The organism is Chryseobacterium sp. 22543, assembly GCF_052044565.1.
GTDB lineage: Bacteria > Bacteroidota > Bacteroidia > Flavobacteriales > Weeksellaceae > Chryseobacterium.
This window is the reverse complement of sequence record NZ_JBQENH010000009.1, coordinates 56,577-77,077: the sequence shown is the minus strand read 5'-3', so window position 1 is coordinate 77,077 and position 20,501 is coordinate 56,577. Positions and strand designations below refer to the sequence as shown.

General features: G+C 36.1%; 20 protein-coding genes. 11 read left to right on the top strand and 9 right to left on the bottom strand.

The genetic code is table 11. The features are described from left to right. Positions 1–30 precede the first annotated feature (30 nt). From ACTJIP_RS22270 to clpB, 9 genes are all read right to left on the bottom strand, one after another. Positions 31–1,416 (bottom strand): phosphatase PAP2 family protein, encoded by a 1,386-nt coding sequence (locus ACTJIP_RS22270; protein ID WP_180565093.1) that lies wholly within the window; start codon positions 1,414–1,416, stop codon positions 31–33. 107 nt (positions 1,417–1,523) lie between these two features. Continuing rightward, positions 1,524–2,537: a zinc metalloprotease gene (locus ACTJIP_RS22265; RefSeq protein ID WP_440705109.1), complete on the bottom strand. Its 1,014-nt coding sequence runs from the start codon at positions 2,535–2,537 to the stop codon at positions 1,524–1,526. Between the two features lie 500 nt (positions 2,538–3,037). Beyond that, positions 3,038–4,042 (bottom strand): zinc metalloprotease, encoded by a 1,005-nt coding sequence (locus ACTJIP_RS22260; RefSeq protein ID WP_077413798.1) that lies wholly within the window; start codon positions 4,040–4,042, stop codon positions 3,038–3,040. 250 nt (positions 4,043–4,292) lie between these two features. Next, positions 4,293–4,934: a response regulator transcription factor gene (locus ACTJIP_RS22255; RefSeq protein WP_077413760.1), complete on the bottom strand. Its 642-nt coding sequence runs from the start codon at positions 4,932–4,934 to the stop codon at positions 4,293–4,295. After that, on the bottom strand, positions 4,931–5,662 hold the full coding sequence (locus tag ACTJIP_RS22250; RefSeq protein ID WP_228408628.1) for a sensor histidine kinase: 732 nt from the start codon (positions 5,660–5,662) through the stop codon (positions 4,931–4,933). Before ACTJIP_RS22250 ends, ACTJIP_RS22255 begins: the two co-directional genes overlap by 4 nt. Positions 5,663–5,694: 32 nt before the next feature. After that, positions 5,695–6,339 carry a hypothetical protein gene (locus tag ACTJIP_RS22245; RefSeq protein ID WP_077413758.1) on the bottom strand — a complete coding sequence of 215 codons (645 nt, stop codon included), beginning with the start codon at positions 6,337–6,339 and terminating at the stop codon, positions 5,695–5,697. A gap of 27 nt (positions 6,340–6,366) precedes the next feature. Continuing rightward, the gene (locus tag ACTJIP_RS22240) at positions 6,367–6,897 is read right to left on the bottom strand and encodes a hypothetical protein (protein ID WP_077413757.1); all 531 of its coding nucleotides are present in this window, start codon (positions 6,895–6,897) and stop codon (positions 6,367–6,369) included. Between the two features lie 494 nt (positions 6,898–7,391). Beyond that, positions 7,392–8,297, bottom strand: a complete 906-nt coding sequence (locus ACTJIP_RS22235; protein WP_428168057.1) for a hypothetical protein — start codon at positions 8,295–8,297, stop codon at positions 7,392–7,394. Positions 8,298–8,398: 101 nt separating this feature from the next. Next, positions 8,399–10,993: an ATP-dependent chaperone ClpB gene (gene clpB, locus ACTJIP_RS22230; RefSeq protein WP_219072148.1), complete on the bottom strand. Its 2,595-nt coding sequence runs from the start codon at positions 10,991–10,993 to the stop codon at positions 8,399–8,401. A 370-nt stretch (positions 10,994–11,363) separates the two neighbouring features. Between clpB and ACTJIP_RS22225 the strand changes: the two genes are divergently transcribed. The 11 genes from ACTJIP_RS22225 (at position 11,364) to ACTJIP_RS22175 (ending at position 20,486) form a co-directional block, all read left to right on the top strand. Next, complete coding sequence (locus tag ACTJIP_RS22225; protein ID WP_180565096.1) at positions 11,364–11,942, top strand: TetR/AcrR family transcriptional regulator; 579 nt, start codon at positions 11,364–11,366, stop codon at positions 11,940–11,942. Positions 11,943–12,114: 172 nt separating this feature from the next. After that, on the top strand, positions 12,115–13,431 hold the full coding sequence (locus tag ACTJIP_RS22220; protein ID WP_077413753.1) for a phenylacetate--CoA ligase family protein: 1,317 nt from the start codon (positions 12,115–12,117) through the stop codon (positions 13,429–13,431). Continuing rightward, positions 13,431–14,516: a 2Fe-2S iron-sulfur cluster-binding protein gene (locus tag ACTJIP_RS22215; RefSeq protein ID WP_077413752.1), complete on the top strand. Its 1,086-nt coding sequence runs from the start codon at positions 13,431–13,433 to the stop codon at positions 14,514–14,516. The genes ACTJIP_RS22220 and ACTJIP_RS22215 overlap by 1 nt, the downstream gene beginning before the upstream one ends. A gap of 91 nt (positions 14,517–14,607) precedes the next feature. Next, a complete protein-coding gene (gene paaA / locus ACTJIP_RS22210; RefSeq protein ID WP_219072150.1) occupies positions 14,608–15,546 on the top strand; it encodes a 1,2-phenylacetyl-CoA epoxidase subunit PaaA in 939 nt (312 codons plus the stop codon). A gap of 111 nt (positions 15,547–15,657) precedes the next feature. Continuing rightward, positions 15,658–15,939, top strand: a complete 282-nt coding sequence (gene paaB, locus ACTJIP_RS22205) for a 1,2-phenylacetyl-CoA epoxidase subunit PaaB (protein WP_039364405.1) — start codon at positions 15,658–15,660, stop codon at positions 15,937–15,939. Positions 15,940–16,040: 101 nt separating this feature from the next. Next, complete coding sequence (paaC, locus tag ACTJIP_RS22200; protein ID WP_077413750.1) at positions 16,041–16,790, top strand: 1,2-phenylacetyl-CoA epoxidase subunit PaaC; 750 nt, start codon at positions 16,041–16,043, stop codon at positions 16,788–16,790. A 6-nt stretch (positions 16,791–16,796) separates the two neighbouring features. Further along, positions 16,797–17,606, top strand: coding sequence for an alpha/beta hydrolase (locus ACTJIP_RS22195; protein WP_440705108.1), 810 nt, complete (start codon positions 16,797–16,799; stop codon positions 17,604–17,606). A 3-nt stretch (positions 17,607–17,609) separates the two neighbouring features. Then, positions 17,610–18,074, top strand: coding sequence for a 1,2-phenylacetyl-CoA epoxidase subunit PaaD (gene paaD, locus ACTJIP_RS22190; protein ID WP_047373936.1), 465 nt, complete (start codon positions 17,610–17,612; stop codon positions 18,072–18,074). Between the two features lie 141 nt (positions 18,075–18,215). Next, positions 18,216–19,016 carry an enoyl-CoA hydratase/isomerase family protein gene (locus tag ACTJIP_RS22185; RefSeq protein WP_047382975.1) on the top strand — a complete coding sequence of 267 codons (801 nt, stop codon included), beginning with the start codon at positions 18,216–18,218 and terminating at the stop codon, positions 19,014–19,016. A 93-nt stretch (positions 19,017–19,109) separates the two neighbouring features. Continuing rightward, the gene (locus ACTJIP_RS22180; protein ID WP_428168059.1) at positions 19,110–20,240 is read left to right on the top strand and encodes a 3-hydroxyacyl-CoA dehydrogenase NAD-binding domain-containing protein; all 1,131 of its coding nucleotides are present in this window, start codon (positions 19,110–19,112) and stop codon (positions 20,238–20,240) included. An 18-nt stretch (positions 20,241–20,258) separates the two neighbouring features. Beyond that, entirely contained in the window at positions 20,259–20,486 is a 228-nt protein-coding gene (locus ACTJIP_RS22175) for a hypothetical protein (RefSeq protein ID WP_077413747.1), read from the top strand. Positions 20,487–20,501: the final 15 nt, after the last annotated feature.

Sequence of the window (20,501 nt, the reverse complement as noted above, 5' to 3'; positions counted from 1 at the left end):
AAGCCTTCAGATTCTGGAGGCTTTTGTATTCTAAAAGTAAGCAGTTAATCTTAATCCTAATGTAATATAACTGATTTTTTCTTTAGCAATCAGGTTGTTAAGTTCCTGATCCAACTCATCACCTTCCTTAATTTCATCGCTGAAATGATAACGGATGGTGGAATTGATCATATTATAATCCGTATAAAAAGTAAGACCGAGTCCAGGATTGAATTTATAGGTCATAGAGGCTCCCGTATTCCAGCGGAAAGCAGGTTTAGGTTTGTATCTGGCTATCTGAAGTTCATGATTAGGAGCATCTATATTATCTCCTTTTACAAATACTTGTCCACTGGCAGTTGCAGCATATCCTCCGGTTGCTTTCAGCATAAGCTGCCATTTATCCGAAAACTCATGGGAATAATAAGGTCCGATACCCGCAGACAGAAAGCCCATGGATTGGGTTTTGATTTCATGGTCTCCAAAATCCTGCCCATCATCAAAGGTTATTCTTTGAGATTTAATAGGAAAGCTGCTGAAGGTTACATCTGCACCTACACCCCATTTTTTTGAAAAGAAATAAGCGCCTTCCAATCCGCCTTCAAACCCGATTTGTTTTTTGTCATCCAGTTCAGATTCCTTCAGGAAGTTGGTTGTCCCGAGTGCTGTACCCATTTTCAAAGCAAGAAAAGAAGGATAATCATTTCCCTGTATTCTTGATAAGATGCTTATATTATCCCCTTTATTCTTGTAAATTTTATCAATAAAAAAATACCCGAGTTCTGTTGATATAATTCCGATACCAGCTCCCGCAAGAATATCCGGAACCCAATGTCTGTTATTTAAATTTCGACCAAGTCCTGTAATAGCGGCAGAACCATACCCTGCAATACTGTAGGCTGGGTTTACCATACCATATTCTTTGTGCAGAAAACTTGCATTGGTAAAAGCCATTGCAGCATGCCCTGATGGAAAAGAATTATTTTTGGATCCGTCCGGGCGTTCAACTTTTGCGGTATATTTAATAGAATTGACTAAAATAGCCATGATGACTAAACTTGTACCATAAGATAAAGTTGCTCTTCCAATATTATTCCGGCCCTTTACGCCTGCCAGTTTTAATCCGTAAACAGTTGCAGCCGGAGCGTACTGAAGATAATCATCAAATTTCACTTTGAAGTTAGGAAGATATCGGTTTCTTACCTCGCGGATATTCTCCTTTTCTCCCCATGTAGCAGCCGCAGCTGTAAAAAGAAGGGCAGGAGCCACTGATTTTTTCACCCATTCCTTTTTGAAAAAAGGTGTCTTCTCCTGAATGGCATAGCCGGAATTAATTAATGTAAGATCTTCCCTGAGATTTCGGGATTGGAGAGTATCCTGTGCCTTAATACAGGATAAGTGCAATAGTATTCCTAATGCTAATGCTAGTTTTTTCATCGTAGTGGTGCTGAAATTTAAGTCACGTAAAAATATTAAAAAAATCTATCTCAAAAATTGAGATAGACTATTTTAATGTTTTTATAATATTTAAACTATGGAGTTGATTATCTTAAACCAGATCTTGGTCCGGATGCTGCTACTACAGCCTGCATTCTTGTTTTTTGATTAGCAGAGAACATTACCATAGATTTGTCGTCTACATAATCCATATAGTTCATAAACATCTGAGAGCGGCTTACTCCTCCACAAATTCTGTTTAAAGGATAAGTAGGGTTTCCGTAGTTAGGGCCAGGAGATGTAGGAGTGTCATTAGAGTAATCTGTTTGGCAGCCTGTATCGGATGATCCCCAAAGGTGTGGTAGATTTAGGTAGTGTCCTACTTCATGAGTTACTGTTCTTCCTAAGTTGAACGGAGCGGAAGCACCGGTTTTTCCTATATACTGATAACCTATTACAAGACCGTCATACCATTGTCCTGCATTTTCCGGGTAATAAGCATATCCTAAAGTTCCTGGTTGGTTATTTTCGTCAAGTATTGAATTCACAACCCATATATTCATGTTTTTAGTCACATCAGTAGCATCAATACCACCTGTGCTTGCCTTTTTCATTTGTTCAAGATCAGATCTCCAGCCTGTTTTTGTACTTTGTTTACGATTGGTAGCAACTAATTTGAATCGGATTTTTACATCTCCTGCCGCTGAAGGCTGAAATGCCGAAGGAATTTTATTGATGTCAGAATTGGTAGCACCATAATCAGCATTCAGTACAGCAATTTGTTCAGCGATTCTTGCATCGGAAACATTTTGAGCGGAAGTGTTGTAAATTACATTAAAAACCACCGGAATCTCAACAGTTCCATCTGCAAGAACTTTTCCCAATTTAAGGTTTTCAGTAAATTTTTCAGTACTGAACTCAATGTCTGCCATTTTTTGCTTTAGCGCAGGATTTTTCAGAAGCATTGCCTGTCTTATTCCTTCTGAAGGACAGCTTCTTTTAAGAGCACTTGGAGCGGAGGTTTCCTGATCCAGGGGCGCTTCATTTTGATTACTTAAGTTGTCAGTGTTACATGCCGACATAAAGCCCAGAACCAGAGCTCCGAATAAGAATTTTTTCATATCGTTATAATATAATTTGGTTGAGGTTGTGAAATTATATTATTTGAAATTGATATGCAAATTATTTTGTAAAATATTTGATAAATGTTTATTCAATGGTTATTTTAGTTGCGTTTATTGTAACTTAATTTAACTTTTATTGAATTTTAATTAATTTAATTAATTTGTTTTATATTTCACGCTTAAGTGTGTTTTTTAAGTGTAAATAATTTTATATTCTACATAATTTGTAGGATATTATTCTTTAAAAATTTGTCCATGGAAATATCTTAAAAAACATAATTAAAGCCATATGTTTCTTCCATTATTTTGTTTTTTTTACTGAATTATTTGTTTTTAAAGAAATAACTTAAGCTTATTTCAGGCTTTTTATGTGAATAAATTGCCTGAGCTACTACATAGAATCGTATTTCTGAATTTTAATCTAGAAGATGGGTACAAAAAAATCTATCCCGTTTTGTGGGATAGATTTTAAAATATAAGTAAAAAAGATGTTTTAATTAATATACTCTCAACCCGGATCTTGCTCCTGAAGAGGCCACTACAGACTGCATTCTTGTTTTTTGCCCTGATGAGAACATAAACATAGCTGCGTCATCTACATAATCCATATAGTTCATAAACATTACAGATCTTTGTACACCGCTGCAAGTATTGTATAGAGGATAAGAAGGCTTTCCGTAATTTGCTGTAGTTTGTGTAGGAGTATCACTTACCAGGTCATTTCCGCAATTAGCATCTCCCCAGATGTGTCTTAAGTTTAAATAATGTCCTACTTCATGGGTTGCTGTTCTTCCCAGGTTGAAAGGCGAAGATGCACCGGTTTTTCCAAAATATGGAGCAGCAATTACAACACCGTCATTCCAGAGACCTGCAGATTCAGGGAAAGTTGCATATCCGAGAATTGTACGTCCCTGACTGGTCATTTTGCCTACCACCCATAAATTTAAATAATTAGTAGGATTAGTTGCGTCAATTCCTCCTTTAGAGGCTTTTTTCATATCATCATTGGTAGCCCAGCTGGTTTTTGAAGTAGATTTTCTAACAGTATTCACCAGTCTGAATTTTACTTTCGTGTCACCAGAACTTACAGTTTGGAATTCGGTTGGAATTTTGCTGGCATCACTGTTGGTGCCGGAATAATCAGCATTTAATACCGCAATTTGCTCAGCAATTCTTGCGTCAGAAACGTTTTCAGCTGTAGTTTTGTAGATGACATTCATTACAACTGGAATTTCTACAGTACCATCAGCTAGAACTTTTCCAAACTTTATATCATTGGCGAATTTTTCTGTATTGGTTTCTAATGCTGCAAATCTTTGCTGAAGTTCAGGACTTTTTTTCAAGGCTTCCTGTCTGATTTCCTCAGAAGCACAGCCTCTTTGAGCAAAGCCTGCTGTAGTTACTGCTTCGTCAGTTGTGTTTTCATTTTGATTGGTGATGTTGTCATTGTTACATGCAGACATTACACTGAGCATAAGAGCTCCAAATAATAGTTTTTTCATATCAAAAATCATTTAGGTTGAGGATGTGAAAATATATTATTTAAAATTGATATGCAAATGTTTTTTAAATTTATTTATTAAATCAATATGTATTACTGTGTTTTATTAATTTTAATTTATAATTATATTGAATGTTTTAAATTTTAATCAATTTCATGTGGTTTGTTAGCGCATTTTATGGTTTTGTGTTTTTTTTAAGAATAAATTTCGCTTAAATTTATTTTTTTAAGAATTTTCTCGTGATTAAAGTTTAGTTTGCAAAGCCATTTTTAATAGCGAAAACAGCGAGCCCAACACGGGTTTTCAAATCCAGCTTTTCACAAAGCTGATCGCGGTAGCTTTCTACTGTTCTTGGGCTGCAGCACATTCTGTCTGCAATTTCCTTATAGCTGAGTTCTGTTACGGTGTACTTTAGAAATTCTTTTTCTCTGTCAGAAATTCTTACGGCAATTTCAGTTTCTGATTCTTTATTAAGATTAGAGAAAATAATTTTTGATGCCCAGTCCGGATAAAAGAAGCCATCACTGTTCAATCGGGTAAGAGCTGTTTCCAGATCTCTTGGGTGTGTGTTTTTTAGTAGATAGCCTTTTGCACCGCTTTTGATCATTTTAATCACGCTGTTGTCATCTCCCTGCATACTAAGCGCCATGATTTTAATACCGGGGTGATTTTTTGTAAGCCAGGCAGCGGTTTCAAAACCATCCATAATCGGCATACTGATGTCTAAAAGAATAATATCAGGAATTGAATTGCCTTCTTCAAGTTTTTGGATGAGGTCTTTTCCGTTTTCGCATACATAGATTACTTCAAATTCATTGAAATTTCCAATAATCCCTTCCAGAGCCTTAGCTATAAGTATATGATCGTCAACAATTACAATAGATTTCTTCATGACTGTTTTTTTAAGATAATATTGAGTTGGGTTCCCGTATTTTCATGGCTTTCCATGTGAAAACTGGCTCCTATGATTTCTGCTCTGTTTTTCATATTGGTAAGACCTATTCCGTTGGACTTAATCTGCGAAGTATCAAATCCGGTTCCGTCATCACGAATATTAAGTTCCCAAAGGATATCTTCAGAGGTATTGAGGGTGATAAAAATATTTTTACAACCGGAATGTTTTATACTATTCTGAATAAACTCCTGGGTGATTCTGAGCAATACATTTTTATGAACAAAGCCTAAGTCGAGTTGCTTAAAATTATGTTCAAAGCTTACATGACACTTTTTGAAAGAATTGGTATTGTCTACCTCCTCCTGTATCAAAGTTACAATTTCCTTCTGGTTGATGTTGTCATCAGTCAGTGTTTTTGACAAACTTCTAAGATCTTGCAATGACTGGTTGATGATCTGAGATACCTGATCAATTCTTTCGTTTGCTTCAGGAACCTTATTTTCATAAAGCATCTGCTGTACATAGAGACTTACCAGTGTCAGTTTTTGACCGATGTTGTCATGCAGTTCCCGACCGATCTGCTGCATGGTGGCTTGTTGGATCTCCAGTTGGGTAGACAAAAGCTCTCTCTGATGAAGTTCATTTTTCATCTCGATTTCATTCAGATATTCTCTTTTTCGCTGTCTGTAACTTCGGATATAGATTAATACAGCTGTTACAAACATCACAAAGAGTATGTTGAATAGAATGATAACTATTAAGAGTTCTGTTTTCCCCATATAAATGAACTTGCAAATAAGATATACATCACTGAAACTGAGATCAGGAAATAACTGAAATAGATATCCCAAATTTCCTTGTATTTTACCAGAAGTGATAAAAATGCCATGAAGGGTAATGTTCCTATATATGATAGCGTAATTCCAAGATTAATATAAAACATTTTGTTTTTATTGAAATTGAGAATCTCTTGTGAAGTAATTTGTTTGTAATACTCCATGATTACCAAAAGCATCAAAATAAGACAGCCAAAAGTATAGTTGAAAGCAAATACAATTTTACTTTTGGAAAAATATAATTCATTGGGAATAAATGAAAGCAGATATAAAATGGATATTATCCAAAATAGCTTGGGCTTTCCTAAAGATTTCGCAGCATATAGCCAGTAAAAAAATATAAACTGGATTGGCATTAAAAGATAGTTATAGTACTGAGCTTTGGTAAAATGAACAAAACTTCCCCACTTGCCATAAGCTTCCCCAAGAAAAATAAATACCAGATAAAACACAAAAAGTTTCCAATGTTGTTCTTTTAAACGGTTATAATGGAAAATTGCTATGACTGCAGCAAGTCCTTCAGCCCAAAGCAGACTTTTTTGTGCAAATTCCTGGAATTCTGTCATACAGTTCTAAATATGATATATTTACAATTAATAAGACTGACCGATAGGAGCTTTTGGCGGGACAAGTATTCCGTTATTTTCTCCAAGACTGGTATCATCATCTTCTCCCGTGACTTTGTTGGATTTGTTGGCTAATGCAAAAGATTTTCCTTCTGCACTTTGAAAAGGATTGAAATCATAATCAATAAGTTCTCCTGTTTCATCGGCTTTTTTTAATGTTGGGACCATTACTAGAGTGTGCCTTCCTGCGTATTCTATCGGAACAGGGTGTGATTCCATAATAGACCAGTTTTCCTGTTTCGGATAAGTAGCATAATAAAATCTGATCCCTAAATCTTCCGTAGATGTAGCTGGGTTTGCTTTGGCGGCTTCAGCTTCAATATTGGCAATAAAACTTTTTAATTTCGGAAGGTCAAACCAAATGGAATGAGCGTCATCTATTCCTAATGCGGTATTAATCGCATTGAGATGATTTTGACGGTAATTGTCAATCAGAGCCTGGATAAGACTATTTGACATTGTTCCAGGTTGTAGCGGATTATTTGATTCTGTATTCATAGCTTAGCAGTATTTTACGGATGAAATTCAATTAATATGCAAATCTCGGAAAAAATATGCTAGAAAATGTATTCGCGAATAGGGAATTATACTGTTATTTTTACCGTGTTTTTACGGATTGTATGTGAAGTATAATAGTTTTGGGAGAAAGAAAGGCCAGATTGATCCCATAAAAAAACGGAGAAGATCTCCGTTTATATTAAATACATCCGTAATGTTTTGGATCCCTGCAGATTAACCCTGCTGTGCAACATAGGCCGATAGGGCAGTTCCAGTACTCATCACATGATATCATTGATGGAAGTACTCCGCCTTCAATTTTCTTTAATTCGTTTCTTTTTAGCTTTTTCATACTGATTTTGGTATTAGTTATTGATTTGTAAGCTAAATATAGTATTATTTCACTTAACAAGGATAAAAAAAGATGTTGAATTATTAGGCAGAAAAAAATTATTAAGAAGAATCCCAAAGACTTTTTATTTCAAAGGTGTGGACTATTCCTGCATTTTAAAGTCGCGGATGTCAATTAATTGTAGTGTTTTGTCATTGATTTTCAGTTCTATTCGGGAGGTTACCGTCCAATAGGTTACAAACCATATAGAAACCTTGTCATCATTTTTAAATTTTTGAATGGTTTTCTGGGCATATTTTAAATAATTTGCTGTCATTTCTTTGGCCTGAATATCGCTTATCCCGTCATTATTCCTTTTGATATTATTAAGTATATATTGTTGTATTAATTGGTCACTGGCTGCAATCACCTTGGCTTTGCTGTGTTTGAAGTCTTTTTCCCAGTCAGCTTCAAACAAAAGTTTTCCAATAACATTATATTCTTTTGAAAGTCCCGTTATCTCTTTTTCAGCTCCTTCCTGTGACGGAAGAATGAAGGAATCGGTTCTTTTCAGTTGTCCATTGCTGTTGAAGTATTGATTAGCTGTAGCAATTTTTTTATTATGAAGATATTCACTGTCTGTATCTTTTGCAAATGAATATTCTATTGTTAAATCTTTATTATTGAAAAGAATCAGTTTTGAATCATCAGAATAGTAAAAATCATATCCTTTCCTGTTCTTGGTGAAGTAGGCATATTGCAGATAATATTGTCTGTTACTTTCTGCATTCTGAAGCACTTCTTTGGTAATTGCAGATGGATCAACTCCTTTTCTGATCCATTCCTGTCTTATGATCTCGTGCTTTATGATATTTACACTATCCAGTTTTCTTTTTGAATAATAGAATCTGCCTTCATGAACAATATCAGGGTTATGTTTTATTGCATCAAGATATTCTGTACGCATATTCTGGTAATCGGTGAGTGAAAATGGAGATGTCAGTTTATTCTGAGCGTTGACCAGAAGTGAGATCAAGAAAAATGATAAGGTGATTAATTTTATATACATCAGCAAAAAAAATAGTTTTTAAAAGTAGAGAAAAAAAATAAGTGCTGCAGATTTCTCTACAGCACTTATCCACAAAAATAATGTATATGAAAAAAACTATTTTATTGTTCAGTAGGTCTGAAAACCAAACCGGTTTCTACAAAATAATCCAGTGTGATTCTGTCTCCGTCATTTACTTTACCGGCAAGAATCTCTTTAGACAATTTGTTCAGAACCTCCTGCTGAATCACTCTTTTCAATGGTCTTGCCCCGAAAGCAGGATCATAACCTTTATTCATCAGATAATCTACAGCATCCTGAGTGAAAGTCATAATGATGTTTCGTTTCGATAACATTTCATTAAATCCTCTCAACTGATACTGAACGATTTTTCCGATTTCTTTTTTTCTTAAAGGCTGGAACAGTACAATTTCATCAATTCTGTTCAGGAATTCCGGACGCAGGGTTTGTTTTAAAAGATTAAAAACTTCATCTTTTGTTTTGTCCACAATTTCATCCTGATTTTCCTCTGTAAGATTCTCAAAATTCTCCTGAATAAGGTGTGAGCCTAAATTCGAGGTCATAATGATGATTGAATTTTTGAAATTTACCACACGTCCCTTATTGTCTGTCAGACGTCCGTCGTCCAAAACCTGAAGCAGGGTATTGAAAACATCCGGATGGGCTTTTTCGATCTCGTCCAAAAGCACTACAGAATAGGGTCTTCTTCTTACCGCTTCAGTCAATTGTCCGCCTTCGTCATATCCTACATATCCCGGAGGTGCTCCTACCAATCTTGAAACACTGTGACGTTCCTGATATTCACTCATATCAATTCTCGTCATATTGTTTTCATCATCGAATAAGAATTCTGCCAATGCTTTTGCAAGCTCGGTCTTACCAACTCCGGTTGTCCCCAGGAATAAGAAAGATCCGATAGGCTTTTTATCATCGCTCAATCCGGCTCTGTTCCTTCTGATAGCATCAGCAACTGCCTGAATCGCTTCATCCTGCCCAACCACTCTGTGGTGGAGTTCAGATTCCAGGTTTAATAATTTATCTCTTTCGGATTGTAATAATTTAGTTACAGGAATACCTGTCCATTTGCCAATCACTTCAGAGATATTTTCTGCAGTAACTTCTTCTTTGATCAGTTCATTCTGATGGTTTTGCATTTCAAGCTCCATCTTGGTAAATTCTTCCTCCTTTTCACGAAGTTTTCCGTATTGGATTTCCGCTACTTTTGCATAATCTCCAGATCTGGAAGCTCTTTCTGCTTCATGTTTCAGAGATTCAATATCTTTTTTGATCTGGGTAAGATCTTCACTTTTCTGTTTTTCTTTCAGCCATTTCGCATTGATCTCATTTCTCTGTTCGGAAATTTTAGCAATATCCTCTTTCAGATGATCAATTTTGGTCTGGTTGCCTTCCCTTGAAATGGCTGCCAATTCAATTTCCAGCTGCATCAGTTTCCTGTCAAGAACGTCCAGCTCTTCCGGCTTGGAATTGATTTCCATTCTCAGTTTGGCAGAAGCTTCATCAATAAGGTCGATCGCTTTATCCGGTAAGAAACGGTCTGAAATATATCTTTGAGACATTTCCACAGCAGCAATAATTGCCTCATCTTTGATTCTTACCTTATGGTGAGCTTCATATTTATCTTTAATACCACGAAGGATGGAAATAGCAGATTCAGTATCCGGTTCTTCCACCATTACTTTCTGAAAACGTCTTTCCAGCGCTTTATCTTTTTCAAAATACTTTTGGTACTCATTCAAAGTAGTTGCTCCAATTGCTCTCAATTCACCTCTTGCCAAAGCAGGTTTTAAAATGTTGGCAGCATCCATCGCTCCTTCACCACCGCCGGCACCCACCAATGTGTGGATTTCGTCGATGAAAAGTATAATCTGTCCATCAGCTTTGGTGACTTCATTCACAACGGATTTCAGACGTTCCTCAAACTCACCTTTGTATTTGGCTCCGGCGATCAAAGCTCCCATATCCAATGAGAATAATGTTTTATCCATCAGATTTTCAGGAACGTCACCGTTGATAATTCTGTGGGCAATTCCTTCGGCAATGGCTGTTTTACCTACACCCGGCTCCCCGATAAGGATTGGGTTGTTTTTTGTTCTTCTGGAAAGGATCTGTAAAACCCTTCTGATTTCTTCATCACGCCCGATTACAGGGTCCAGTTTGCCTTCTGCCGCTAACTCGTTGAAGTTTTTAGCATATTTATTTAAGGACTGGTATGTTTCTTCTGAGCTAGCAGAAGTTGCTTTACTTCCTTTTCTTAATTCTTTGATAGCACCTTCCAGCAGATTTTTGGTTACACCCATATCTTTCAGCATCTTGGATACTTCAGAGCTGGTCTCCAAAAGAGATAGCCATAAATGTTCAATCGTTACATATTCGTCACCCATTTTCTTAGCGATATTGGGTGCATCCAGCAATACTTTGTTGGCAGATTGTGAAAGGTAAATGTTTCCTCCCTGTACTTTTGGAAGTTTTTCTAAATTTTCACGGTTACGCTCTCTTACTAAATTGGCATCTGCTTCAGATTTTTTAAGTAAGAAAGGCGATATATTTTCATCTACCTGGAAGATTCCTTCAAGGAGATGTTGAGGTTCGATACTTTGGTTGCCCAATTCCATAGCAATCTGTTGTGCTGCCTGGATGGCTTCCTGTGATTTTACTGTATATTGGTTCAAGTTCATATTTTATATATTTTTGGTAATGATTTGTTCAAAGTTTAGTTTTTAAAAAACATCAAGAAACTAAATTTTAAGGCTCAGTTTCTTAATGTCATCAATTATTTAATCATTTATTCGATGACTATATCGCAAAAACTGTTCAATTATTAAATTTACAAAAAAATAGGACAAATTTTCCGGATATTGTATTTTTAACGGAAAATTAACTTGACAAAATTTCCGATTTCGTAATTATTTCTTTGAAATTCATGAACAAATAGTCAGAATCAGGTAAAATAGCCAATCAATGAAACTGAAGTTGAAGAGCCTTGTGCTTTTTATGATCAAAAAAGGAGCAGTTTAAATCAGAATAATTACTTTTGCATTTTACCAGATGGAACTAAAAGAAAAACAGAGAAAAATATTAGACGTAGCAGTAGAACTTTTCAAAGAGAAAGGGTATATGGGAAGCTCAGTAAGAGACCTGGCTACGAAACTCAATATCAAAGCAGCATCGCTGTACGCACATATCCGTTCAAAGGAAGAAATTCTGGAATGGATTTGTTTTGGCATTGCTCAGGAGTTTTTTGATGAGCTTCAGAAAGTAAAAAATACAGATATTACTCCAAGAGAAAAACTAAATCTGTTACTGGATAAGCATCTGTCTGTTGTTCTTAAAAACCGTGATGTCACTCATATTTATTCTAATGAATGGAGACATCTGGAAGAAAAGCTTCCCGAGTTTGTAGAGTTAAGAAAAAATTATCAGCAGGAAGTTGAAAAACTCATTTCTGAGATCTACAGTGCAGAAAACTGGGAACTGAAATCACCATCATTTACAACAAGATTTATTCTTCATACTTTAAACAATTCTTATTTCTGGTTCAAAAGAAGCAGTGATTCTACTGATGAAATCACTGAAGAAATCAGGGAGAAAATCCTTTTTGGATTACTTGGAAACCAGAAGATATAGTCTTTCGCAAGTAGAAATCATTAGTACATTTTACATTATACTTTTTACAAGAAAAGAAATCCCGCGTTACTTTTCTTATTTAGAATCATTCAAAATATGACAAAAGTCATAAAAATTTTGCCAGCTTATAAAATCTTTTTAAATTTACACCTAACAAATGTTAGTTAGTTTTATGGATTTTTCAGTTGAATATCTGGAGCTGGGTCAGTTGAGACAGCTTCAATCCGACCGGTTGATGAGTTTGATCAGCTATTTGGGGGAGAAGTCGGAATTTTATAAAAAGAAATTTGATGAATTACAAATATCTCCACAGGATATAAGGTCGATTGAAGATATCAGGAAACTTCCTATTACTTACAAACAGGATTTAAGAGATAACTACCCATTTGGTTTATTTACCGTTCCTAAAAATGAGCTTCAGCGTATTCATTGCTCAAGCGGAACAACAGGAAAGCCAACGGTGGTAGGATATACAAAAGAAGATGTGGACCTTTTCAGTGAAGTGGTGGCCAGATCTTTACATGCTGCAGGAGCGAAACCGGGAATGCAGCTGCACAACGCTTATGGGTATGGAATTTTCACAGGAGGATTAGGGCTTCATTACGGAGCAGAGAAACTGGGGATGAGTGTTCTTCCTATTTCGGGAGGAATGACGGCGAGACAGGTAGATCTGATTGTAGATTTTAAGCCGGAAGTGATTTGCTGCTCTCCATCATATGCTTTGACTATTGCAGATGAATTTGCCAGAAGAGGAATTTCTGCAGATGAAATCAGTCTTCAATATGCTGTGTTAGGCTCAGAACCATGGACGGAAATTATCAGAGGTCATATTGAAGAAAAATTAGGGGTTCATGCAACCAATATCTATGGGTTGAGCGAAATTATCGGCCCGGGAGTTTCAATGGAGGATTTCGAGGAAAAAGGAGGTTCTTATATCTGGGAAGATCATTTTTACCCTGAAATTTTAGATCCGGTTACCAAACAGCCGGTTCCTTTTGGAGAAGAAGGGGTGTTGGTGATTACAACGTTAACGAAAAAAGCAATGCCGCTTCTTCGTTACTGGACCAATGATATCACAAGCCTTTATTATGATGAAAATGCTAAAAGAACGATGGTGAAAATGAAACCCATTGTCGGAAGAGCAGATGATATGCTGATTGTAAGAGGTGTAAATGTCTATCCAAGCCAGATTGAAGAGGCTTTCTCTTATGTGGAAGGAGTAGTGCCTAATTATTATCTAACGCCTATCGAAAAGGAACATATGTGTATCGCTTTGGATATTGATGTTGAAATAGACGATGAGCTGGTAAAGACGCAGAAAATAGAAGCAAATACCGATGATTATTTTAATTTTGTCGGGAACTTTGGAAAAAACATAGAAAACGAAATAAAAAAACGGGTAGGAATCACAACGAAAGTGAAAGTTCATGCCCAGGACAGCCTGCCAAAGTGCGAAGGTGGAAAAATTAATAGAATACTTAAAAAATAATGAATTCATTTTATAAACTTAAAACAGTTAAAGTTCAGAAAGATACTTCCGAAGCAGTCAGTGTGGCGGTAGAAATCCCTGAAGAACTGAAAGATAAATTCAGGTTCAAACAAGGGCAGTATCTGAATTTCCGAATGATGATCAACGGAAATGAAGAAAGACGTTCTTACTCTATCTGTAATGCTCCGAGCGAGAAAAGCAATACGCTGGAAGTATTGGTAAAGCTGCTTGAAGGCGGAAAAGTATCAGGCTATTTCAATGAGCATCTTCACATGGATGAAATCCTGGAAGTAATGCCTCCGATGGGTGGTTTTAATACCTCTTATCATCCTACAAACGTAAAAACTTACGTTGGTTTGGCTGCAGGAAGCGGAATTACTCCTGTTTTATCCAATATTAAAGAAAGCCTTTATCAGGAACCCAACAGTACTGCTTACCTGTTTTACAGCAACAGAAGTATGAATCATATTTTAAGGAAAGCGGAAATTGACAGATTGGTAGAACATTTCAATGGCAGACTGAAGGTGATTTACCTGGTAAGCCGTGAAAAACATGAAGATCCTGTTTTTGAAGGAAGAATTTCTTCCGAGAAATTGGAACAGTTATTTGAAAGATATACAGATATTGATGTAAGAGAAGCTACCTATTTCATTTGCGGACCTGCAGAAATGATTAAAGGGATTGCAGACTACCTGAAAAAAGATAAAAAAGTACCTGCTATCCAGGTATTATTTGAATATTTCACTGCTCCTGATGAAGAAAATACGGAGGAAATGAGTGATGAATTCAAGGCAATTGCCAATATTGAAAGTATGGTAACGGTAATTATTGATGATGATGAATATTCGTTCCACCTTAATTCTAAAAAAGAGAGTATCTTAGATAAAGCATTGAAAGACAATCTTCCTGTACCTTTTGCATGTAAAGGAGGAGTGTGCTGTACGTGTAAAGCGGAAGTTTTGGAAGGAGAAGTTTTCATGGAGAAAAACTACGCGCTTACCGAAGAAGAAGTAGCCAGAGGCTTCGTTCTTACCTGTCAATGTCACCCGACAACGAATGTGGTGATGCTTAATTATGATGTTTAATTTTTTGTAAAATGTAAAACGTATAATGTAAAACGTATATCGAAAATACATTGTACAACCAACATTTTACTTTAGTACAAAAAACAAAAAAATGGACTTAGAAAAATTTGTACAATATGTACATGACGAAAATAAAGTAGAACCAAAAGATGTAATGCCCGATGATTACAGAAAATTATTGGTTCGTCAGATTTCACAGCACGCCCATTCTGAAATTGTAGGAATGCTGCCGGAAGCCAACTGGATCTCCAGAGCTCCTTCATTGAGAAGAAAAATGGCTCTTTTAGCAAAAGTTCAGGATGAGGCAGGCCACGGTTTATACCTTTATTCTGCAACAGAAACGTTAGGAAACGGAACTATCAGAGCTGATAGAGACGCTACTTATGATGATATGCTGGAAGGAAAAGCAAAGTACTCAAGTATCTTTAATTATCCAACGCTAAGCTGGGCGGATATCGGTGCAATCGGCTGGCTGGTAGATGGTGCAGCCATTATGAATCAGGTAATGCTGATGGGGAATTCTTACGGTCCTTATTCCAGAGCGATGGTGAAAATCTGTAAAGAAGAATCTTTCCACCAAAGACAGGGATATGAGATTCTAATGGCACTTTGCCGTGGTACCAAACAGCAGAAAGAAATGGCTCAGGCTTCATTAAACCGTTTCTGGTGGCCGGCTCTAATGATGTTCGGACCTAATGATGACAGCTCGCCAAACTCTAAGATCTCTATGAATTACAGAGTAAAAAGAGAAAGTAATGATAACCTTCGTCAGAGATTTATCGACGTTACTGTTTCTCAGGCTGAATTCTTAGGATTGACTGTTCCGGATAAAGACCTGAAATGGAATGAAGAAAGACAACATTATGATTTCGGAGAACTTCCTTGGGATGAATTTATGGAAATCTTAAAAGGAAACGGACCTTGCAATAAAAAGCGTATCGAAACCAAGAGAAAAGCTCAAAGAGAAAACTCTTGGGTAAAGGAAGCAGCAGCAGCTTTTGCAGAAAAACAACAAAAAGAAGTAATATAATAATGTAACAATATACCAATGTAGAAATGTAACAATCATTGTCATGCTGAGCTTGTCGAAGCATCTCATTGTTAAATTGGTACATTGATACATTGTTAAATTAATTTGACTATGGCAAATTTAGATATGTGGGAAGTGTTTATTCAAACTAAACCGGGATTATCTCACAAACACGTTGGAATTGTACAGGCACCAACAGCAGAAATGGCTTTGCAGAATGCAAGAGACGTTTATACAAGAAGAAAAGAAGGAACTTCTGTTTGGGTAGTTCCAAGTAAATATATTGTGACTTCGGAAGGTGTGGATAAAGAAGCATTCTTCGATCCGGCTGATGACAAGCTATACCGTCACCCGACGTTCTATGATATTCCAAACGATGTAAAAAATATGTAATAAGACTTTCGAGATAATAGACAGATAGATAAAAGACCTTAAGGTTTACTCGTCTATTTTCTATCCATCTATCATCTATCCGTCTTTAAATTGATTAAACAATGAACCCATTATATAATTATTTATTAAAACTCGCAGACGACAGTTTCATTATGGGACAGCGTTTGTCTGCATGGTGTGGTGAAGGTCCTTATTTGGAGGAAGATATTGCATTGACAAACATTGCGCTGGATGAACTAGGACAGGCTAATAACTTTTATGTTTATGCTTCAAGAGTAATAGATAACGGTAAAAGTGAAGACGATTTAGCCTTTTTAAGATACGAACACGAATATGTAAATGCACACTGGACGGAACTTCCAAACGAAGATTATGCTCAGACCATTCTGAAAGTGTACGTTTTTTCAGTGTATCAGAAACTGATGTACGAGGCATTGTCAAACTCTGCAGATGAAGAACTTTCGGCTATAGCACAAAAATCATTAAAAGAAGTAAGATATCATTATACTCATGCTGCATCCTGGATGAAAATCTTCGCACAGGGAACAGAAGAAAGTAAATTCCGTGTCGTAAAAGCAATTGAAGATATCTGGGAATATACAAAAGGTCTTTTTGCCAAAACAGAAGGTGAAGATGATCTTATTGCTTTAAACATCGTTCCGAATGCAGATGCTCTTTACGAAGAATTTCTTGTCATTACGAAGAAAGATTTTGCTGATTTCGGTTTAGAATATCCTGAAAACCCCTTCATGCAGCCTAAATCAAGAACAGGATATCATACAGAATATTTCGGATTTATTCTTTGTGAGCTTCAGTATATGCAGAGAGCGTATCCTGGATGTACCTGGTAATAAGTCATGAAGAAGATGCTTCTGGGGATATTGGCTTTTTTTCTTGCAGCATATGTGATAGTATGTGTTGGAATCTATTTCTATCAGGAGAAAATTATTTTTTATCCTGAAAAATTACCGGAAAACTATAAATTTAAATTTGAGGGTGATTTTGAAGAAATAACAATCAAAACACAGGATAATAAGCATTTGAACTCTGTTCTGTTTAAAGCTCAAAACCCAAAAGGAGTCATCTTTTATCTTCATGGAAATGGAGGATCAATAAATGGCTGGGGAGAAGTAGCTCAGTTATATCGCAGTATGAATTATGATACGTTTATGCTTGATTATCGGGGCTACGGAAAAAGTGAAGATAAAATTAATAGTAAAGATCAGCTTTTCTCGGATGTTGAAAGTGCTTACAAAGAGCTTTTGAAAAAATATCCGGAGAACAAAATTATTATTTTAGGATATTCTGTAGGAACAGGGCTGGCTGCAAAATTAGCATCAAAGCATAACGCAAGATTATTGATTTTACAGGCACCTTATTATAGTATAGAAGATGAAATGAGTCAGAAATTCTCATTTCTTCCGAAATTTCTACTGAAATATAATTTTGAAACTGGTGAATATTTAAAAAACGTTAAGTCGCCGGTAGTTATTTTTCATGGTGATAAAGATGAGGTTATTAATTATAAAGCATCTTTAAAACTTAAAGATAATTTCAAAAAAGATGACAGCTTGATTATATTAAAGAATCAGTCTCACAACGGAATAACAGATAATTTGGATTATCAGAACAGAATGAAAGTAATTCTTGATTCTGATAAAAAATAAAATATGAATCAGCTTTTAGATTTATTAAAAACAATTCCCGATCCGGAAATTCCGGTTATTGATATTGTAGAATTAGGAATTGTAAGAGATGCACAGGTCACAGGTGAAAATACATGTGAAGTAATCATTACGCCTACTTATTCTGCCTGTCCTGCTATGTTTACCATTGAGGAGGATATTATCAAAATGATGAAAGAAAACGGTTGGGATGCAAAAGTAGTGACCAAGATGTTTCCGATCTGGACAACAGATTGGTTAACGGATGAAGCGAGGGAAAAACTCCGTGTCTACGGAATCACACCTCCCGAAAAAGGAGCAGACGAACATCACATCGGAAAACCGAAAAAATGTCCGCGCTGTGGTTCTGAGCATACCAAACAGATCAGCAGATTTGGATCTACCTTGTGTAAGGCATCTTATCAATGCTTAGACTGTCTGGAGCCATTTGATTATTTTAAATGTCATTGATGAGTAATCAACCAATCTGCATAAAATTTACGCCTATGCAAAGCATAACGAAGGATTTGTTAGATTGTCAAATTATTAGACTGTTACATTAATTTATATTGTTAAATTAGTGCGTCGTTAAATAATAAATTAATAAAAACTATGTATACACAACTTGATATTGAAACGCATTTTGACGGGAAGCTTAAAATCGCATATCTTAATCAACCGGAAACAATGAACGCCCTTACCAAGCCGGCTTTATCAGATCTTAGAGATTTTGTTAAAGAATGCAGTGAAGACGAAACGGTAAGATGTGTTGCTATTTCCGGAAGGGGAAGAGCGTTTTGCTCAGGTCAGAATCTGGATGAAGCCTTTGTGGTAGGTAAAGAACACCATGATCATGACATCATTAGAAAAATTGTGGTAGACTATTATAACCCTTTAGTGTTAGAAGTTACCCGTTGCAAAAAACCGGTTATCGCTTTAGTAAACGGTCCTGCAGTGGGAGCTGGAGCAATGTTGGCTTTAATCTCTGACTTCGTTTTAGCGAATGAGAAAGCATATTTTGCTCAGGCATTTTCAAATATCGGTTTAATTCCTGATACAGGAGGAACGTACTTCTTACCGAAACTTTTAGGTAGACAATTAGCCAATTATTTAGCATTTACAGGTAAAAAATTATCTGCAGAAGAATCTAAAACTCATGGTCTTGTCGCTGAAGTTTTCACTGAAGAAGAATTCGTTCCAAAATCTATGGAAATCCTTGAAAGAATGGCGAATATGCCTACAGCTGCTCTTAAGCTTACCAAAAAAGCTTTTGCCAATTCTTATACCAATACTTTGAAAGAACAGCTTGAGCTGGAAGGAGATCTTCAGCAGGAAGCTGCAGGCACAGAAGACTTCATTGAAGGAGTAAATGCCTTTTTACAGAAAAGAAAACCTAATTATAAAGGAAGATAAATTTCGTATTAATGTATTCATGTAAAGTGTATTAATGATTTTTAAAACGATTTACATGAATACATTTTACATTAATACATTGTACAAATAAAAATGAATATTGGAATTATTGGGGCAGGAACCATGGGTGTAGGAATTGCTCAGGTGGCTGCAACAGCAGGCTGCAAAGTAGTTTTATTCGACGCTAATGCTCCGCAAATTGATAAAGCGCTTTCTGGTTTAGAAAAGACCCTTCAAAAGCTGGCTGAGAAAGGTAAAATCTCTCAGGAAAAAGCAGCAGAAATCAGAAACAATATCGTAAAAGGTGAGGCACTGCAGGATTTAAAAGATTCTGATTTGGTGATTGAAGCGATTATTGAAAACAAAGACATTAAAACCAAAGTGTTTACAGAACTTGAAAACTATGTTTCAGAAAGCTGTATACTCAGTTCCAATACCTCATCTATTTCTATCACCTCTCTTGGTGCAGAACTAAAGAAACCGGAGCGTTTCATCGGAATTCACTTTTTCAATCCGGCTCCGTTGATGCCTTTAGTGGAAGTTATTCCATCCTTATTAACAGAAAATACATTAGCAGAAAAAATATACAACCTCATGAAAGAATGGGGGAAGACTCCTGTTATTGCGAAAGATATTCCAGGGTTCATAGTCAACAGAATTGCCAGACCTTACTATGGGGAAGGGCTGAGAATTGTTGAAGAAAATATCGCTACACCGGAACAGGTGGATGACGCAATGAAAACACTGGGGAACTTCAAAATGGGACCTTTTGAATTAATGGATCTTATCGGAGTAGATGTAAACTTTGCCGTAACAACAACGGTCTATAAAGATTATTTCTACGATCCGAAATATAAACCATCATTACTTCAGCAAAGAATGTCTGAAGCAAAACTTCATGGCAGAAAAACAGGAAAAGGTTTCTACGATTATAGCGAAGGAGCAGAAAAACCTCTTACTCAGAAAGATGATTCTTTATATCAGCAGATCTTTTTAAGAATCATTTCCATGCTGATCAACGAAGCGGTTGAAGCCAAAAGATTAGGCGTTGCCAATGACGAAGATATAGAACTGGCAATGCAGAAGGGAGTAAACTATCCAAAAGGATTATTAGGCTGGGGCAAAGAAATCGGATATGCAAAAATCTCTGAAACCTTACAGAGCCTTTACGAAGAATATCAGGAAGAGAGATACAGACAAAGTCCTTTACTGAGAAAATTATAAAGATTAATAACTTTTATTATGAGTAGGTCAAGGAGAAAAACGCCCATAACAGGAATTACAACTGCTGTGACAGAAAAGGAAAATAAAAGAAATGCTAATCGGAAACTGAGAAGATTAAACAAAATCAAAATTCACAAAAGAGATTATGATTTGTTTCTATTAAGAGAGATATCCAATGTCTGGGGATTCGATAAAGATGGTAAACGTTATTTAAAAGATGCCAGCAAAAGATGTTTAATGAAATAAAAAGAAAATATAATT

Coding starts and splice junctions, on each gene's coding strand:
- ACTJIP_RS22270 (WP_180565093.1), bottom strand. CDS start 1,416: ATGAAAAAACTAGCATTAGCATTAGGAATACTATTGCACTTATCCTGT.
- ACTJIP_RS22265 (WP_440705109.1), bottom strand. CDS start 2,537: ATGAAAAAATTCTTATTCGGAGCTCTGGTTCTGGGCTTTATGTCGGCA.
- ACTJIP_RS22260 (WP_077413798.1), bottom strand. CDS start 4,042: ATGAAAAAACTATTATTTGGAGCTCTTATGCTCAGTGTAATGTCTGCA.
- ACTJIP_RS22255 (WP_077413760.1), bottom strand. CDS start 4,934: ATGAAGAAATCTATTGTAATTGTTGACGATCATATACTTATAGCTAAG.
- ACTJIP_RS22250 (WP_228408628.1), bottom strand. CDS start 5,662: ATGTTTGTAACAGCTGTATTAATCTATATCCGAAGTTACAGACAGCGA.
- ACTJIP_RS22245 (WP_077413758.1), bottom strand. CDS start 6,339: ATGACAGAATTCCAGGAATTTGCACAAAAAAGTCTGCTTTGGGCTGAA.
- ACTJIP_RS22240 (WP_077413757.1), bottom strand. CDS start 6,897: ATGAATACAGAATCAAATAATCCGCTACAACCTGGAACAATGTCAAAT.
- ACTJIP_RS22235 (WP_428168057.1), bottom strand. CDS start 8,297: ATGTATATAAAATTAATCACCTTATCATTTTTCTTGATCTCACTTCTG.
- clpB (WP_219072148.1), bottom strand. CDS start 10,993: ATGAACTTGAACCAATATACAGTAAAATCACAGGAAGCCATCCAGGCA.
- ACTJIP_RS22225 (WP_180565096.1), top strand. CDS start 11,364: ATGGAACTAAAAGAAAAACAGAGAAAAATATTAGACGTAGCAGTAGAA.
- ACTJIP_RS22220 (WP_077413753.1), top strand. CDS start 12,115: ATGGATTTTTCAGTTGAATATCTGGAGCTGGGTCAGTTGAGACAGCTT.
- ACTJIP_RS22215 (WP_077413752.1), top strand. CDS start 13,431: ATGAATTCATTTTATAAACTTAAAACAGTTAAAGTTCAGAAAGATACT.
- paaA (WP_219072150.1), top strand. CDS start 14,608: ATGGACTTAGAAAAATTTGTACAATATGTACATGACGAAAATAAAGTA.
- paaB (WP_039364405.1), top strand. CDS start 15,658: ATGGCAAATTTAGATATGTGGGAAGTGTTTATTCAAACTAAACCGGGA.
- paaC (WP_077413750.1), top strand. CDS start 16,041: ATGAACCCATTATATAATTATTTATTAAAACTCGCAGACGACAGTTTC.
- ACTJIP_RS22195 (WP_440705108.1), top strand. CDS start 16,797: ATGAAGAAGATGCTTCTGGGGATATTGGCTTTTTTTCTTGCAGCATAT.
- paaD (WP_047373936.1), top strand. CDS start 17,610: ATGAATCAGCTTTTAGATTTATTAAAAACAATTCCCGATCCGGAAATT.
- ACTJIP_RS22185 (WP_047382975.1), top strand. CDS start 18,216: ATGTATACACAACTTGATATTGAAACGCATTTTGACGGGAAGCTTAAA.
- ACTJIP_RS22180 (WP_428168059.1), top strand. CDS start 19,110: ATGAATATTGGAATTATTGGGGCAGGAACCATGGGTGTAGGAATTGCT.
- ACTJIP_RS22175 (WP_077413747.1), top strand. CDS start 20,259: ATGAGTAGGTCAAGGAGAAAAACGCCCATAACAGGAATTACAACTGCT.